The sequence below is a fragment of the Lawsonia intracellularis PHE/MN1-00 genome (assembly GCF_000055945.1).
Taxonomy (GTDB): Bacteria; Desulfobacterota; Desulfovibrionia; order Desulfovibrionales; family Desulfovibrionaceae; genus Bilophila; species Bilophila intracellularis.
Genome location: NC_008011.1, coordinates 24,498 through 40,954 on the forward strand (window position 1 = coordinate 24,498; position 16,457 = coordinate 40,954).

Genomic DNA, 16,457 nt, shown 5'->3' on the forward strand with positions numbered 1-16,457 from the left:
TACTACTATGATTACTCTAGGTAAGCAATATATTTGTTTTTGATTGGTTACCTTATATATATATATTAAGAAATAATAGACTTATTGTTAGAGATAAGATGTCCTTCACGATGTAATAGCCATGCTTTTATTGAGAGTCCTTTTTTCCCCTTAAAACCAGTTAGATGATTATTAATCCCTATAACTCGATGGCATGGTACAACAAGTGGCCATGGATTTTTAGACATAATATTTCCTACTGCACGTGCTGCACGAGGGTTACCAGCTAATGCTGCTAGATCTCTATAACTAATAGTTGTTCCATACTTAATTGTTGTAAGGGTAAGTAAGACTTTTTTTTGAAAAGAGTTTTTTGGAATAGAATTCCAATTTAGAGGTAATAGATCCCATTGAACAAGCTTTCCTTGTTCATAAGACAATAAAAGATTTTTAACCTGTTTCCCAATAGTTGTAGTAGGGTTAAATGGATTTTTTAACCAATCAATGTCTATTTGATTAATCAAATTGTTTACTGAATAGATAGTGAGGGTTAGTATTTCTCCAGAAATATATTCTTGTATAACTTCATGTTGTGATGATAGTAGCATATATTTTAACTAACTTGTTGCCAATGGAGTAAGGTACACCTTCTCCATTGACTTGTTTTTTTATTGTGTTGTATTGTATTCAGCTATTACTTTATTTACTTCTTCCATGAACACATTAAGTAATTTATCTTGTCCATGTACGCTACGGATAACTTTTCCTTTAGCAAAAATAATTCCTTTATCACGTCCTCCAGCAATGCCAATATCTGCTTCTTTTGCCTCTCCAGGTCCATTAACAACACATCCCATAACAGCTATTTTGAGTGGAGTTTTTTCATTAACAAGGCATGCTTCAACATCTTTGGTAAGTCTTATAAGATCAATTTCTGCTCTACCACAAGATGGGCATGCAATAATTTCTGGACCTCTTCTTCGTAACCCAAGAGCTCGAAGTATCTCCCAAGCAACAGGGACTTCTTCTACAGGATCTTCTGTTAATGAAATACGAAGAGTATCACCAATTCCTTCTGAAAGAAGTATTCCTAGTCCAACAGAAGATTTAACAGTACCACGAATAAGACTTCCTGCCTCAGTAACACCAAGGTGAAGTGGATAATCACAAGATTTAGAAAGCATTCTATAAGCAGCAATAGTGTCTAAGACAGAAGAAGATTTGATGGAAACTTTTATTTCATAAAATTTTTCATCTTCTAATATTTTTATGTGATTAAGAGCACTTTCAACCATAGCTTCAGGGACTGGTCCTCCAAACTTATCAATAAGATGTTTTTCTACAGATCCACTATTTACTCCAATTCGTATACTTGCTTTATGGGCTTTTGCAGCATCAACAACAGTTACAACTTTTTTTCGTTCACCAATATTTCCAGGATTGATACGAAGTCCTTCAATACCAGATTCAAGTGCTGTTAAGGCTAGGCGATAATCAAAATGAATATCTGCAATAAGTGGCAATGGAGATGCGTCATGAATAGCTTTTAATGCTTTTGCTGCATTTGCATCTGGGACAGCAAGGCGTACAATTTCACATCCTACAGCATGTAGTTGGTTTATTTGCTTAAGAGTAGCTTCTATGTCCCTTGTATCAGTATTTGTCATACTTTGAACTATAATTGGAGCATCACCCCCAATAGCAATATTTCCAATATAGATCTTACGTGTTTTTTTTCTTATATTCATAGTGTCAAAACCTTTAGTTGTAATGTAGTTAAAAGCAATATGAGTAAGGTAGGGTAGTAAATTAAAAAAGGATAAAGAATTCTTACTTGTAACTGATAGTATTCATAATATGTTTTCTTTGCTGTTCAAGGGCAACCTTTTGTTCTTCAAAAGATCTAAATCCAGCTTGATATAAAGCATCATTAACAGTTTCTTCCCATGGCCATGTGGCATAGATAACAGCTTTATGGAAGAGTGTCCGGAATTCTTTTAAAGTTTTAGCAATTTTTGGCGCTTGACTAGTCGTTAGATTTTTTTGTAGCTGTGTGCATAAGGTTGAAATGTTCTTATTATACCATAATTGAATATCTTGATTTGTAGGATTGGTATTGAATAGATTATAACCATGTTCTTCAAGTAATTTTTTGAGATTGTTTTTATGTTGTTTGGTGAGCCACTGGCCCAGTTCAGAAAGAGAGATATTTGAAGCTTCAATATCAGCAATCTCTTGTTTTGTTTGATAGTATGTATCAGGTACAACAGATGCAGAGGTGATACCACTAATAGTTACAATACCTCGTAAAATAGCACTGTTTGCAACACCTTGTCCACAGAATCCTACTTTTTTACCATATTTTTGACCTGTAAAAATGGTAACCAAAATAGCCCAAACAACAGCTGGATCTTCTTCATCATAAATATGAGAAAGAGATTGATTATCCCTATCTGTAGCAAGCACCATTTGTGTCATGTCATTGGAGCCAATAGAGAATCCGTCAAACTCTTGAATGAACTGTCGAGCGAGAATAGCATTAGAAGGAAGTTCAGACATAAGAAAAATTTGTAAATTATCTTCACCACTTCTGAGATTATGCACCTCACTAAGATAAGAGCGCATAGAGCGAGCTTGTTCAATTGTTCTTACAAATGGAAGCATAAGCTGGAGATTTTTAGCACCATATAGAGAACGAGCTGCCTTGAAGGCATCAATTTCCCAGTCATGAATATCCCGAGCAACTCCTCTGTAGCCTAACATAGGATTATCTTCAAAGTCTTCGAATAATATACCGCCAAGTAAATTTCTATATTCATTTGTTTTAAAGTCAGTTGTGCGATAGATAATAGGCTTTCCATAAAAAGCCATTGAGAAAAGCGCAAGTCCTTGTGAAAGTGTTTGGATATAATGTTCACGACCTGTTTTATGTCCACAAGAACGGATAAGGGAACCAATAGCTAGAGGAATAGATTGTAATTCTTTAATTTTTTTATTAATACCACATCGCTCACTTACTTCTTTCCGAAGTTGCTCAATTTGACTTATTGTCTTCTGTACTATTGGATTTTGAGCTATATCAGCAGTATACGTTTCTATTTCTTTTTCAAGGTCTATACGACGCTTTTTTAACTGAGGAGATTCATCATTAAGCGATAGAAGCTGCTTTTGATAACCCATAATAATTTTTACATGTTCAGAGAGGTCAGAAGAAACTTTAAGGGTATCTAGGGAAGATGCTGCTAATTCTGTAAGTTCATCTAGTCGTTTTTCAAGTTCTTTTATCTGTCTATATGTTGCTATGACGGCTTCTGGATTATGTGGATCATTTCTTTTATGTAGCCTTTCAAGTTCTTCTGTATATCCAGAGATGTGTCCTACATGTTCACGGAGGTGTAAATCTAAGTTTACAAGTCCTAAACAAAGATGTTCTTGTATAGTTTTACGGAGATGTACTTCAAGTTCATCTATTTTTTTTTGGATAATAGATTCTAATGAACCATTATCAAAAGCTTCAAGTGCTGAAGGATGAACACCAACGTTTCCTAACATAAATTCAGCACGTAAAAGACCTACTTCAAAGTCAGGGACATTACGTAGACGTGATAAAAAGAGTGATTGACCTATATCTGCTAGTACAAGGCCAACTTTTGTTTTTGTCTTTGGTAACTCATTGATATTTATTTCTCCACCTGTTTGGTATAGTGGAAGCAGTCCATGGTAAACATGACCACGTGTACCATCAACAGTTACTTCAAGACCATCAAGAGCTTTTAAAGCTGCTGAGTTTTGTATACCTATAATAGCAGGAATACCTAGTTCACGTGATGTGATAGCAGCATGGCTTGTATCTCCACCTACGTCAGCAAGAATGGCAGAAGCTACACGCATACCAGGGACCATATCAGGATCGGTACGTTCTGCTGCTAGGATATCACCCTTTTGTATTTTATTTAGCTCAAGGGCTGAATTAAGAAAGCGAACTTTACCTTGTCCGGCACCTCGAGAAGCACCATTTCCTTCAAGAACAATTTTTGCTGTTGCAGCAGCTTGAGGATCAACTTCACAACGATGCATAAAGATAGTGTTAGGATAGAGCATAAGCTCATCGTTCCATCGTGTTTCAGGTCGAGCCTGGACGAACCATATAGTACCTTTAGTATCTATACAGAATTCTGTATCCATGATGATATCTTTATAGGCTTTACTAATAGCACGGACACCTTTAGCTATTTGTTCAGCTTGAGTAGGAGACAATGCCCACATTATTGATTCTCGTTCAGATACAGGAATTTTTTTTGTTCCTCCTTTTTCATCATAGATAATTTTGAGAGTTTTGTTACCCATAAAGCGTATGATAACTTCATTAGCATCATCTTTTTGGTAAACATACATTTTATCTGGGGTAACCATCCCACCAACAATAGCTTCACCAAGGCCATAGCTTACATCAATACTAACAAGATCATTACGTGTTGTTCCACGGCAACCTGTAGCAGTGTCAGCGCTGAAGGCAGTACCAGAAACTACAGGATTGATCATACGCATTATACATACTGATAATGATGTATTTTCAATAGCCCATTCTTGTTTTGCTTGAATGGCAAATTGTTCATCTCCTGTACTTTCTGATTTTGTTAGAGCATCAAGGATAGCTTCACGTCGATAAATCATGGAACGTAGATTATAGGCAGAAGCACAATCCCAATGATATGCAAGAACAACGGCATCTTCCCCTACCATATTAAGATATGTATCTTGTAGTCCAGCAAATGCTTTTTTACGAGAGTCTTCTCCGGCTGCTGACGAACGAACTGCTACTGGGACATTATTTTCTTCTGCTTCATTACAAATTTCTTTATAAGCTATTTTTACTGCTTCAATGACTTGTGGAGGAAGAGGGACTGATAGAATAGCACATTGTACAAGAATAGAACGTTTACGTAACTGATCTATATTTTCTTGGGAAGAGGCAAAACCATCTACAACATGTTCAATAAATGTCCGTAAGCGGATAAGGGGTAATTTATTTGTATTTCCATCTAATTCATATTGAATAATAGAGGCTATATTACGGACAAATTTTGGTAAGAATTCATGGTCTTGTACGACTTCAGGATTATTCCAATTGATATGTGTATAATGTTCTTCAACTTTTGAGCGAATAAGTGCAGCACAAACTTTAGTTTCATCAAGAATTTGATGAAATGCAAGAGAAGAAATAGCTCGAAATTGTGGAGTTTTTATTTCTTTAATTTGTCCAAGAAGTGCAGTATTATAATTTTTCCCACCTACAAGTAATTCTGCATCTTCACCTATAGTAATAATATCAGAACCTGTTAATACTAATTGTTTACGTATAGTTTCCACTGAGTTTATACTATCATGGTGTGTTGAAAGGGTCTTTTTGCTCATTAGGCTTATCCATTATATCCCATAATTAAAGTAAAAATTATTCTCACCATGTATAATCTTTATATAAAACTTATTCTAAAAAAATAGAAAGATTAAAAGTTGCCAAGGAGAATAAGTTATAAAGTATATATAAAAATAAGAGTCACTAGAAATTATATTATTAATTGATTTTTATCTTAAAATAAAAAATGTTTTTAATTACGTTACATAAACTACATTTTGTTTACTACTCAAACTCTATAACTAAAGAGAAAAATTATAGCAAAGGGTATAAGCTTCCAGATAAAAATATTTTTTTTTGCTTGGAAGTAGATAAAATAAGACCTCCATTATCATGTATACCTGCTATTATTCCTTTATAGTGTTGATGTTCATTTAATCCATCTTTGATGACAACACTACAATTTTTTAAACAAAGATACTGTTCTGCAAGTTTTACCCATGATGTTTTTTGGTTAACATCCCTATGTTCTTTATAGCAAAGATAGACTTGACTTACAAGGGATAACCATAAAGGAAGGATAGATCCATATCCAGAAAACAGTGGGTGTGGTGGAAGATTTGATGGTTGTAGTGAGGCATCTTCACGAATTGTATATTCATTAGAATTTTTATTCATATTAATACCTACTCCAGCTAAAAGAATATCATCTCTTTCTTCAAGTAAAATGCCACCTACTTTACACCATTGTTTATTAGCAAATACTACAATATCATTTGGCCATTTAAGAAATACATGGAATCCTATTTTATTTAATGCATGAATAAAAAAGGTACTGGCAATTATTGCTGCTTTTGTCTTTGAGAAAAGTTCACATTGGGGTAATCTAACAGTAGCATATACATTTCCTATAGGAGAACACCATGTTCTTCCTAGTTGACCTCTCCCTGCTGTTTGGGAGGTAACAATAATACTTCCCCATATAGGGAGAAGATTTTCTTTATAAAGAGTATATGCAATATCTAAGCTTGATGAACATGTTGTATGTAAATAGACAACTTCTGGAAGGTATATTGTTTTTGAAGAGGACAAAGAAGGACATGATAGGCTTGCTTCCATACAGGGAATAGATGTATTTTTTAATCCATGAAGGTTTTTATGAATAAATGTGGGAGAATTATCACGTAGTAATAGTTCAGGAATAAGCTGAGGATTATGAATAATTATATTTTGGTTATTTTTTTCTTTACTTGATTGTATATGAACAATCCTTAATGTCCCATTGATAGATTTTAGCATAGTAATTTTGTATAATGTGTTATATAAAGTAGAGATGAAAAAGGAAAAAAGAGTTCTTAATAAATTAAAAAAGAGTTAGCAGTGTGGTTCTTCTTCTTTTATAATTTGATATGCTTTATTTGATTTTACTGTTCCTGCAATGCCCCAATACTTAGTAACTCCAGCTACAGTACATTCAAGGAGATCTTCTACATCTGTGTCAAGAACAAGAACATCCCCAATTTTTAATCTTAATAATTGGTTTCCTGTAATCTGTGTATTACCCATTCTTACTTTAAGCTCTACAGGTGTTTCTAAAAGACGCTCTTTAAGTCGACCTACCCAAGCATGATCAATTTCAAGTCGTTCTGTTTGAAAACTTGCATGAAGTTTTGAGCGAATAGGTTCAATTGTTGCATATGGTATACATATGGTCATAGATCCAATAGAAGAATCAAGTTCCACTTCAAAATTAATGACAATAACTACATCGCTTGGTGGTACAATGGCAGCAAACTGTGGATTTATTTCAGAACGTATAAGTTCTAATTTTACATCATGAACAGGTCTCCATGATTCTTCCATATTATCAAGAGCTATCTTGATTATTCTATCAACAATAACTTGCTCAATACGAGTAAACTCTCGACCTTCGATTTTTGGTTGAGAGCCTATACCTCCAAATACATTTTCTACTAGTGCAAAAACAAGCCGAGAATCTACAACAATAATAGCATTTCCTCTTAGAGGATCCATTTTGAAGATATTTATGCTTGTAGGAACTGGTAGTGAGCGCATAAAATCTCCAAATTTTGTCATATCTATAGAAATAGGATTAAGTTCTACACGTTTACGTATAGCATTTGATAAGGCATTTGTACAAAGACGAGCAAAGCGATCATTTACGATTTCTAAAACAGGCATACGCCCACGAATAATACGATCTTGATTAGCTAAATCAAAAGGAACAATTCCAGAATCATCTTCAGGAATATCAGTTTCACTTTCAATTTCTCCACCAGAAAGTCCTCTAAGAAGAGCATCAACTTCGTCTTGAGCAAGTATTTTATTCATAGTATTATTTATAGTGATCTGAAATATTTTTATAGTTATTGATAAAAGTATTTTTTCAATCTAATGTGAAGTTGTGCATCCCCAGCTTACTTCATTTCAACATAGTCTTCAGATTATTATTGGTCAAGTTTTACTCATTATTTTATGTCGATTGGTTTTCTTTTTCTTCTATAAGGTTGAAGATAAGGAGTTTTTTATGTTGTCAAAAATAAATATATTATTTTTTTTATTAGTTATAAGTTTTTTAAGTATACATACGTCATCTGTTGCTGTTGAAAGTGAAAAGAGTACTTATAGTGACCAACTTACTTCTGAGAATAAGGTTTATAACAAACAATATTCAGGTAATAGTTCTACAAAAGTATATCATAATAAGGAATGTAGATATTTTGATTGTACTGCATGTACTATAGGCTTTGACTCTAAAGAGGAAGCTGAAAAAGCTGGTTATACACCATGTAGGCTTTGTGAAAATAAAAAGCCTTCACAGCTATCACAGGAGACAGAGAAAAACCATCAAGAATCGTTGGATAATACAAAAAAAGAACAAAACAGTCAGTAATAATAGTCGTTAGCTACTACTTAAAAAATAAACGGTTATTAGATAACGTTATAAAGAGCCTATAATACCTTGTATGATTATAGGCTCTTTTGACAGCTTTCAACTATTATTATGAATATTATTTTATAGTTGTTTTACTAATTTTATATTATTTTTGATGAAGGATATTGAAGTATTAGGATTAAAATAGAGGTATTAGACAACTATAGAATAACAATAACTTTTTATTATTTTTTCTTTAGTTCTTCAGACATTAAGACTGGCCCTGGAATAACTTGTCCTATAAACCCTTTTTGTAGAGCATGGTGTCCTACAAATGGGGTCTTTCGTTCTACTTGCATATCTACAACTTTAACAACAGGTTTTGCACCAACAGCTAAAGGGAATTGATCTTTAGGTATTTGTAACATAAAAGATGTGCTTCCCACTTGTTGATAAAAACCTGTAGTAGTATCTCTTAAACTAATACCAAAATTTCGGATTATTAACACATATCCTTCCTGATTAAAAAGCATTGTGCGTGATGTTCTTGTTCGTGCAGTTTTTATAAGTTGCTCTCGAAGTGATAGTGGTTTTCTAGTTACAGATGATGTTGAAGGTTCTTCTTCGCTTGAGCTTTCTTCAGCTTCTTCAGCTAGTTCGACTTGTTCACTTGTGGTAAATGCTGTAGGCTTCTCTTCTCGAGGTAACTCTTGAAGTTGTCCTCCTCCCTCAGCTCCTCTAAGCGGTATTTCTTGAACTTTTAGATCTTCATCTAATTCTTCGTCTAAGGTTTCTTCTGGTAAAGGATCTGTATTACTAGTTACAAGTGTCATGATTCTAGAAATATCTTGACTATTTTTTTCACAATATGGGTTAAGAGGAAATGGTGTATTTACATTCATAATCATAGCTGAAAAATCTGCCATTATAGTTTGTGACATACAGATACCTACAACAGCAGCTATGGATCGTTCAGGAAATTCTTTTATAAGCATTTCTTTATATTTTTCTAATGCATCTTCATTGCTATATTTTTCGTATGAAAGTTTGACATTTTGAAAGTAGGGACGATCTCTAGGAGCATCTCGAGTAAAGATGTCATATATACCATTTTCATCAAATTCATGTTGATGTTTGTCATCCCACGTAAGTTCTATTGCACGTCCTATCTTTTGTTCAAGATACAACATATGTTCTTGTAACTCTGTAGGCCCTAAGATAAAACCATAGGCAAGTTGAGATAGGGGTTTCCCTGGATCTTTCTTTAGTTCAGTAAGGATATCTTTTACTATAGTTTGTATTTCATATATATCAATAGGTCCTTCAGGATGTTCTTCTTGCCATAATGCTTGAAGATATGGAATGACACCTTGTCTAATGGCTTTAGGTTCATCTTTTAGTTCTTTTTCTGCAACAAATTCAATCATTTTGTTTCCAAGAGTCAATCGAGCTTTGTGTAGTGTTTCTTCATATGATTTACCGCCAAGTGGCATAGGATACGGTAGGTTAGCTCTTCCGAAACTAGAGCGTGCTTCATATTCAACAAGTTTTGCCATGGAAAGTTGTACAGCTTCTGATTGTTTTGCTGTAAGTTCTGGTGCAACTCTAGCAGGTTGTGGTTTGAGTCTTGATCCTAGAGTTTTTTCTTTTGTCTGGAGCTCTCCCTCATCGCCAAGGATAATAGTTTTTCTATCAAGCATTGCAGTAAAAAGCTCTGTACTATTTCGAATAAGCATAATGGTATCCACATGTTATTTAGATTTTATATTATAAAAATAAATATAAAACATATTTATATAAATATAAAACATATTTAAACTATATATTATAAGATCATTTAAAAAATATTAAGTATGCTAGATAGAAATAAATTAAATTAAAAAAATAGAGTGTAAGAGATATTATTCCATTTACTAATTATGATATTCTGACTTCAATTCCTTTTTTCCTTTGTAGATTTATATCAGTAACTTGAAGCTTAGGTTTTGCACCTAAAGGAAGAGGAAACTGATCTTTTGGTAGTTGTACTGATAGCTGAAGATTTCCTAATTTTTGACTTTCACCTGTTACTGTACTTGTTACCTGAATATCATAAGAGTATTTAAATAGAACATTACTTGGTGTTTGCATAACTATTCTTCTTGGATTGTCAGGAGAAGGTGGTTCATTACTTACATTCATTAAAAAATTTTCTGGCATTTCTAGGCTATTAGAAGGAATAAAAGGGCAGAGAGGATATGGTGTACCCATTCCTCTAATAACCTCTGTTATAACTGGTGATATGGTTTGTGACATCATAACACACACAACTCTTCTCATAGAGATATCAGGGAATTCTTCTTTAATTTTATCCTGATAGAGTGATACAAGTGTTTCATTATCATACTCATTATGTCCAAAACGCCAACCACCCAAGAAAGGTGTTTCTCTTACACAATCTTTATTAAAAACAGTATAAATACCTTCATTATCAAAATCATTTTTATGTTCTTCGCAGCATGTTTCTTTGATGGCTGTCTGTATATTTTCTCCTATGTATTTCATGTGTGGACCTAACTCATCAGATGTAAGATGATAATTACATGCAAGGTGGCCAAGAGCATGACCAGGGCTTTCTTTGAGAGTTTTAATCTGTTCTTCAACAAATGTTTTTATTGTAGGGTAGCAACTGTCACCTTCAGGATGTTTATTTTTCCATAATGATTGTAGGTATATTTTTACTCCATCCTGAACTGGGCGAGGTTGATCGTGAAGTTCGTTGGTTACACAGTGTCTAATCATTGCCTTTCCAACAATCTTTCGAGCGCTTGTTTTCAAGTCTTCAAATGAACGTCCACAGAAAGGTAATGGTTCTCTAAGGTTGCAAGGACCATGTTTACTTATTGCATCTTTTTCAACAAGAGTTGCCATAGCAAGTAGTAAATCATCTTGACTTGTTTGGACAAACCTACTGGCTACAATTGCAGCTCTAGCTAGATCATAACTATAACCTGCCCATGTTTGTGTATGAAGCTCTCCTTCTTTATCAAGTACAAGAGAATAGCCCTCATCCATGTACCCAAATAACTCTTTACTGTTATTAATAAGCATTAGAATAATACCTCGCTACATTTTTACATGAATTATAGGAAAGTAATTATTTTTAAGCTGAAATAGTTAGTCATCATAGAAAAAAAGTTTATACTGCTAACATCTTTTGTACGTCGAATTCTTTAGATGAGGTGCAATCATTGTCTTCATGATTGAATTTATTAATCTTTTCAATCCACTCTCCTGTCAGTAGAATAACATTTCCAATAAGGTCTGTTAGAGAGGAATAAGTAAGATTCTCAAATGGCCATGCAACTTGTAATGTTATTAGTCCATTATTGTAATCTAATCCTAATGTTGCACCTGATGTCTCTATAAAAAGATTATTAGCTGTGAGAAGCTTTTTAAAAAGCTTAAGTTGATTTTTTTCAGGGATTATACCTATAGGTGCTTGAAAAAGAATAATTTTTCTGGACTCCAGAAGACCAATGTTGATATTAAAGCCGCCTATAGTAAGGGCACCTGAGTATTCTCCTGGTGCTATAACTGTATTAAGTCCTTGATCATGGGCAATAGTATTAAGCATAAGAATAATATTTTGTAACATAACAATCTCCCATCCTACTAAATGTATAGGTATAGTAAGATAATAAATTTTAGATATATCCTATTATGAATGTATATAAATAACAGGAGGATAAATTGAATGTGTCTTAATAAATTTAACTAGTTATAAATATAGCTGAATTACTAGTTTGTAATTATGTATAGTGAATGTAAATAACTATAAGTAGCAATAGCAGAACTATTATATATATATATAATACTTATTATATATTATTGTAGTATTTTTTTTTTGAAAAAATTTTTATACATATAGTTAAATCAAGCTACAAAACCAACTGGCCTGTTTACTTGCATATTTTTGACTTGAATATTTGGGATATTACTTATTGGTAAAGGAAATTGCCCTTTAGGGATAACAATGTCCACTTGAACATTTCCCACAGTTTGTTGAAGATCTAATATAGGGCAACAAAGCTTGATACCATAGTTACAATGTATAATAATTTCTTCATTATTATGGGTAAGTGTCATTCGTGGTTGAATACTATCACTATTTTCAATAAGTGGCACAACGTCTGGTACCATATCATTATCATCTTTATTATTAGGTATGTAGGGATTAAGAGGACAGTATGTCTTTATACCAGAAACCATACATGAAAGGTTAGGTAAAGATTTTTGTGTCATAATTGTAGTAACTATTGCAGCCATAGAAAACTCAGGAAATTCTTCTTTGATCATCTTAACGTATATATCTTTAGCATTTGGTAAGTCTGATTGAAGGAATACTCTTTCACCTTGAATTGAAGGGCGGTCTCTGGGTGCATCTACAGTAAAAAGGTTGAATATTCCATCGTCACTATAGTTAGTGAGTTTATCTTCTTTCCATGTTTCATCTATAGCTTCTAGTATTCCTTGTTTAAAGAACTGCATATGCTCTGTAAGAGCTTCAGAGTCTATAGTATACCCGTATGCAAGGTTAGCTATTGTTTGTCCTAGAGGATCTGTTCGTTGCCAGTGATCGATTTCTTGTGTAACATATTGTTCTATAGATTCTTGTTTTGGTTGACTACCAGAATTTTCCTTTTCCCATGAAGAGGTAAGAAAAGATATAACACCTTTACGGATAGGCTCAGGTTTATTGTAGAGGATTTTTGTTACATAAATTCCAACTAGTCTACTACTTATAAATGAATTAACTGCTGGGTATGAAATAGGAACTGTACTATTATCTTCTGCCCATTCTTTTTGAATATATTCACTAATAGATTTTTGTACTTGAGGATTTTCTGTTCCAAATTTTTTTTCTAAAATATATGTAATCATAGCAGAACAAAGTATTTCTTGAGATGTAGCAGCTATTTCTTCCAAAGTTCGGCTTGTGGAATGAAGTGGTTCTTGAATGTTTCGAGGACCTGCATTTACTATGGAGTCAGAATTAACAATATTGGCCATTGCAATTTGAAGACATTGTTGACGTACCTTAATTGTTTTTGCTGATCTAAAGAGATCAGCAAATTTTCTAAAAGAAGAAGAAAGCCGATTTTCTGTTTTTATATTCCCACTGTTATCAATAGTGAGAGTATATCCTTGTTCCAATGCTTGAAGTAAACTGTCTTTATTAGTAATAATCATTTGTTATACCTATATCTTAGTGACATCGAAAAAAGTGTAGAAAAATAGAGTGTAATAGTAAGTAGCCTGTAACTTGTTATAATAAGTTACTTAAATACAAAGTTCACTCCATTAATGAACAGTAGTATATCAGTTAGTATAGAGTTTATTTTTAATAATTATAAGAAGTTATAGTAATTATGGTATAAATTAAACTATATTTATATATAACAAATCTATTTTTGCTTTACTAAATGCAAAGTTTATTCCAGTACTAAAGGAATAGTACTGAGTTATATATTATTGTATATAATTAGGTTTGTTTAACAATTATAAGAAGTTAGAGTAATTACTTTATAATTTACAATAGTTATATATAAGTTATAAAATATATATTGTTGTTTTACTGTCAATATAGTTGTTTAAATGGGGTAACTATGCAACTTTTATTGGCAGTAATTTAGGGTTAAAGAAAAAGTAATTAGAGATAAAACTTATTCAAATAATCCAGGTATTTCTATTAATACTGTATAGCTACGATCATAGCCGTCATATCGGTATCTACCAATAATACGATAACATTGTGCTAAATATGTAACTTCAACTAGTTGAGAGTTTGTTTTACCAAAAGTTCCAAGTTCTCGTAGGTTTCGGAAATCTTCTAACGTAACAGATACATTTGGTAATAGCTGTATAGAAAAAGAGTTTTGAAGTAAGCGTAACCTACTAGACATAATAATATTATTTTCATCTCGATATTGAAGATGCTCACGGTAATTATAGTATTGATCACGAAAGCTAAGGCCTGTTTTCCAAGAAAATCTGTCTGATTTGAATATGATATTATGATCATGTCTAGTAATATTACCGTTATATGGAGAAATAAATGTCTTACCTGAATAAGTTAACCAAGATAGTATATAAAGTTCTAGTTCAGAATAGATGTCTTTTATAGGGCGCTTTGGATATTTTTCTACATATTGTTTTCGGCGTTCTTCTTCAAAATCATATCCTGTTGATAAGTTCCAGTAGAGAAGATCATAGTAGGAAGTAATAAGTGTTGGTGTAACACTATTATCATTATTATTATTATTATTATCTACACTAATAGTAACATTCTTTTTTGTGAGAATATTTACTATTGAATAAGTAAGGTCATTTTGGGGAAGGATCCTATCTGATAGTGTATAAAATGGATTTTTTTCTTGGCCTTCTCTAGGTATAAAGCTATAGCATATACGTGGTTGGATTGTATGCTTGAGTGCTGTACAAAAGGTTTTTCCTATACTTTGAGAATGAAGATTAATAGTTTTTTTATCCTTTAGTCGCCATATTCGGTGAGCTTGTGTACTACTTTCTAGTTGTAAGTTAAAAAGTGAACGATGCTGACCTGTTTGACGTGGTGTTTTAGTATCAGGGACATGTGGTGCTACAGGACTTGTGTGTGATTTTATACCTGTTTGATAGTAAGTTTCACGTAGCCCAACAGTTGTTATAACAGATCCATATTTGAGATCGATTGGTAATGTAACTTTTGGATAAAGTTCTGTTCTCCAACCTTTAGTGCCTTTAGCACGATACATATAAGCAGACTGTAAATGAATGGCACCCTCTAATGAAAGAGGTTGAAATAGTTTTCCTTGGTAAAGAAACATGTCAATTTGTGGAATTCGTTGCGTTAACTCACTTTGACTAGTAGGATGATTCCCATGTCCTAATGTTGGATCTTGTTCATATCTAATATTTCCTACTACCCCTATACGCTGCCAATCTTTTCTAATAAGTAAAGCATTTAATCGAGATTGGTCATCTTCTTGGATATCTCTGCCAAACATTTGAAACATTTCACTACGGGAGTGTGAAAAGCCTGTTATACCTTGATCAAATTCTCTAAGATAATCTTGGTCTGATACATAGTCTAAATTAGATATATAGCACCAAGTTGAGTTTCCAATAAAACCATCAGCCATTCCACGAACCCAATAACGTTGATGGTTATTACGTACAAGTTGGCTTGATGGATAGACAGGATCTTTCCCTGGTGTGACAATATTATTTTTATCATGAATGCCACTAGCAGCAAACCATGTTTTTTGATTTGTAAATTTGTGTGAACGATATCTTACAGTTCCTAATGGACCTATTTTTGTCATCAGTCCAGCATAAAATGTTAGATCGCTGCTTTGATCAATATTTAAAAAGTATGGTTGAGTATAATAAATTCCACGTCGCTGACTGATTCCATAATTAGGATTTAAAAAACCTGATTGTCTTGTTTGTTTTGCAGGTATTGTAAAAATAGGGCTATACATTACATCTATGTTTTTAATTTTAAAGGTAGAATCATATAATTGTGCATATCCATCAACTTCTACTATTGCCTCTTTAGCTGATATTGACCATGCTGGATGAGGTCCGTCACATGTAGTAACTTTGACATTATTAAAAGTATAATAATCTCCGTAATGTTTGGTAATACGTGCACCAGAAAAGTAAACATGTGATGAAGAGATAAATATGTTCCCATTATTAAGCCAGCCTGTTTTAGTATTCAAATTAAATTCTGCTTCGTCAGCATTGATTTCATTTTCATCCATCTTTACAGTGACATGACCTTTAAGGAAAAGCCAACCTGTTTTTTGATAATACCTTGCAAAGTCAGCTTTAAATACATCCTGTCCTTTTGTAAGGATAATGTTTCCTTTAGCTTCAATAATAGTATTATTTGATAGTGTAGTTAACGTATCAGCTTCAAGGTTCCATTTAGTTTGAGATTGGTTAATATCTGGTTGTGCAAATTCGGATATGTTTATAATAGATAAAGCTTGTAGAGGAAAAAATGCTATAAATAAGGATGGAATAATTATATAATATATAAGGTTAGTTAGAATAAATGGTAAAAAAAGATTATACAAGATATATTCCTGTTTGTATCCAATAAATAAATACGATAAAAGTATATTGCTTATTTGTTAAAATTTGAGCGTATAATCTAATATATTTTTAATATAAAAA

Annotated in this window: 11 protein-coding genes; 1 reads left to right on the top strand and 10 read right to left on the bottom strand. The window is 32.8% G+C overall.

Translation table 11 applies throughout. From position 1 onward, the window contains the following. Positions 1-65: 65 nt before the first annotated feature. From LI_RS00120 to fliM, 5 genes are all read right to left on the bottom strand, one after another. Positions 66-587 (bottom strand): methylated-DNA--[protein]-cysteine S-methyltransferase, encoded by a 522-nt coding sequence (locus LI_RS00120; RefSeq protein WP_011526106.1) that lies wholly within the window; start codon positions 585-587, stop codon positions 66-68. Positions 588-647: 60 nt separating this feature from the next. Beyond that, positions 648-1,727 carry a flavodoxin-dependent (E)-4-hydroxy-3-methylbut-2-enyl-diphosphate synthase gene (ispG, locus tag LI_RS00125; RefSeq protein WP_011526107.1) on the bottom strand — a complete coding sequence of 360 codons (1,080 nt, stop codon included), beginning with the start codon at positions 1,725-1,727 and terminating at the stop codon, positions 648-650. A gap of 82 nt (positions 1,728-1,809) precedes the next feature. Next, a complete protein-coding gene (locus LI_RS00130) occupies positions 1,810-5,394 on the bottom strand; it encodes a PEP/pyruvate-binding domain-containing protein (RefSeq protein ID WP_011526108.1) in 3,585 nt (1,194 codons plus the stop codon). A gap of 256 nt (positions 5,395-5,650) precedes the next feature. Continuing rightward, positions 5,651-6,634 carry a biotin--[acetyl-CoA-carboxylase] ligase gene (locus LI_RS00135; RefSeq protein WP_011526109.1) on the bottom strand — a complete coding sequence of 328 codons (984 nt, stop codon included), beginning with the start codon at positions 6,632-6,634 and terminating at the stop codon, positions 5,651-5,653. 75 nt (positions 6,635-6,709) lie between these two features. Next, positions 6,710-7,687 carry a flagellar motor switch protein FliM gene (gene fliM / locus LI_RS00140; protein WP_011526110.1) on the bottom strand — a complete coding sequence of 326 codons (978 nt, stop codon included), beginning with the start codon at positions 7,685-7,687 and terminating at the stop codon, positions 6,710-6,712. 73 nt (positions 7,688-7,760) lie between these two features. Between fliM and LI_RS00145 the strand changes: the two genes are divergently transcribed. Continuing rightward, a complete protein-coding gene (locus LI_RS00145; RefSeq protein WP_011526111.1) occupies positions 7,761-8,249 on the top strand; it encodes a sunset domain-containing protein in 489 nt (162 codons plus the stop codon). A 227-nt stretch (positions 8,250-8,476) separates the two neighbouring features. On the opposite strand, the gene LI_RS00150 is transcribed toward LI_RS00145, so the two are convergent. The 5 genes from LI_RS00150 to LI_RS00170 form a co-directional block, all read right to left on the bottom strand. Further along, positions 8,477-9,967 carry a hypothetical protein gene (locus LI_RS00150; protein WP_223604207.1) on the bottom strand — a complete coding sequence of 497 codons (1,491 nt, stop codon included), beginning with the start codon at positions 9,965-9,967 and terminating at the stop codon, positions 8,477-8,479. A 181-nt stretch (positions 9,968-10,148) separates the two neighbouring features. Then, positions 10,149-11,321, bottom strand: a complete 1,173-nt coding sequence (locus LI_RS00155; protein WP_011526113.1) for a hypothetical protein — start codon at positions 11,319-11,321, stop codon at positions 10,149-10,151. An 88-nt stretch (positions 11,322-11,409) separates the two neighbouring features. Continuing rightward, the gene (locus LI_RS00160; RefSeq protein ID WP_011526114.1) at positions 11,410-11,868 is read right to left on the bottom strand and encodes a type III secretion system chaperone; all 459 of its coding nucleotides are present in this window, start codon (positions 11,866-11,868) and stop codon (positions 11,410-11,412) included. 278 nt (positions 11,869-12,146) lie between these two features. Next, the gene (locus tag LI_RS00165; protein WP_011526115.1) at positions 12,147-13,463 is read right to left on the bottom strand and encodes a hypothetical protein; all 1,317 of its coding nucleotides are present in this window, start codon (positions 13,461-13,463) and stop codon (positions 12,147-12,149) included. Positions 13,464-13,936: 473 nt separating this feature from the next. Continuing rightward, on the bottom strand, positions 13,937-16,357 hold the full coding sequence (locus tag LI_RS00170) for an LPS-assembly protein LptD (protein WP_011526116.1): 2,421 nt from the start codon (positions 16,355-16,357) through the stop codon (positions 13,937-13,939). Positions 16,358-16,457 lie beyond the last annotated feature (100 nt).

Excerpts from the sequence above, each read along its gene's own strand:
- LI_RS00120 (WP_011526106.1), bottom strand. The coding sequence starts at position 587 with ATGCTACTATCATCACAACATGAAGTTATACAAGAATATATTTCTGGA.
- ispG (WP_011526107.1), bottom strand. The coding sequence starts at position 1,727 with ATGAATATAAGAAAAAAAACACGTAAGATCTATATTGGAAATATTGCT.
- LI_RS00130 (WP_011526108.1), bottom strand. The coding sequence starts at position 5,394 with ATGAGCAAAAAGACCCTTTCAACACACCATGATAGTATAAACTCAGTG.
- LI_RS00135 (WP_011526109.1), bottom strand. The coding sequence starts at position 6,634 with ATGCTAAAATCTATCAATGGGACATTAAGGATTGTTCATATACAATCA.
- fliM (WP_011526110.1), bottom strand. The coding sequence starts at position 7,687 with ATGAATAAAATACTTGCTCAAGACGAAGTTGATGCTCTTCTTAGAGGA.
- LI_RS00150 (WP_223604207.1), bottom strand. The coding sequence starts at position 9,967 with ATGCTTATTCGAAATAGTACAGAGCTTTTTACTGCAATGCTTGATAGA.
- LI_RS00155 (WP_011526113.1), bottom strand. The coding sequence starts at position 11,321 with ATGCTTATTAATAACAGTAAAGAGTTATTTGGGTACATGGATGAGGGC.
- LI_RS00160 (WP_011526114.1), bottom strand. The coding sequence starts at position 11,868 with ATGTTACAAAATATTATTCTTATGCTTAATACTATTGCCCATGATCAA.
- LI_RS00165 (WP_011526115.1), bottom strand. The coding sequence starts at position 13,463 with ATGATTATTACTAATAAAGACAGTTTACTTCAAGCATTGGAACAAGGA.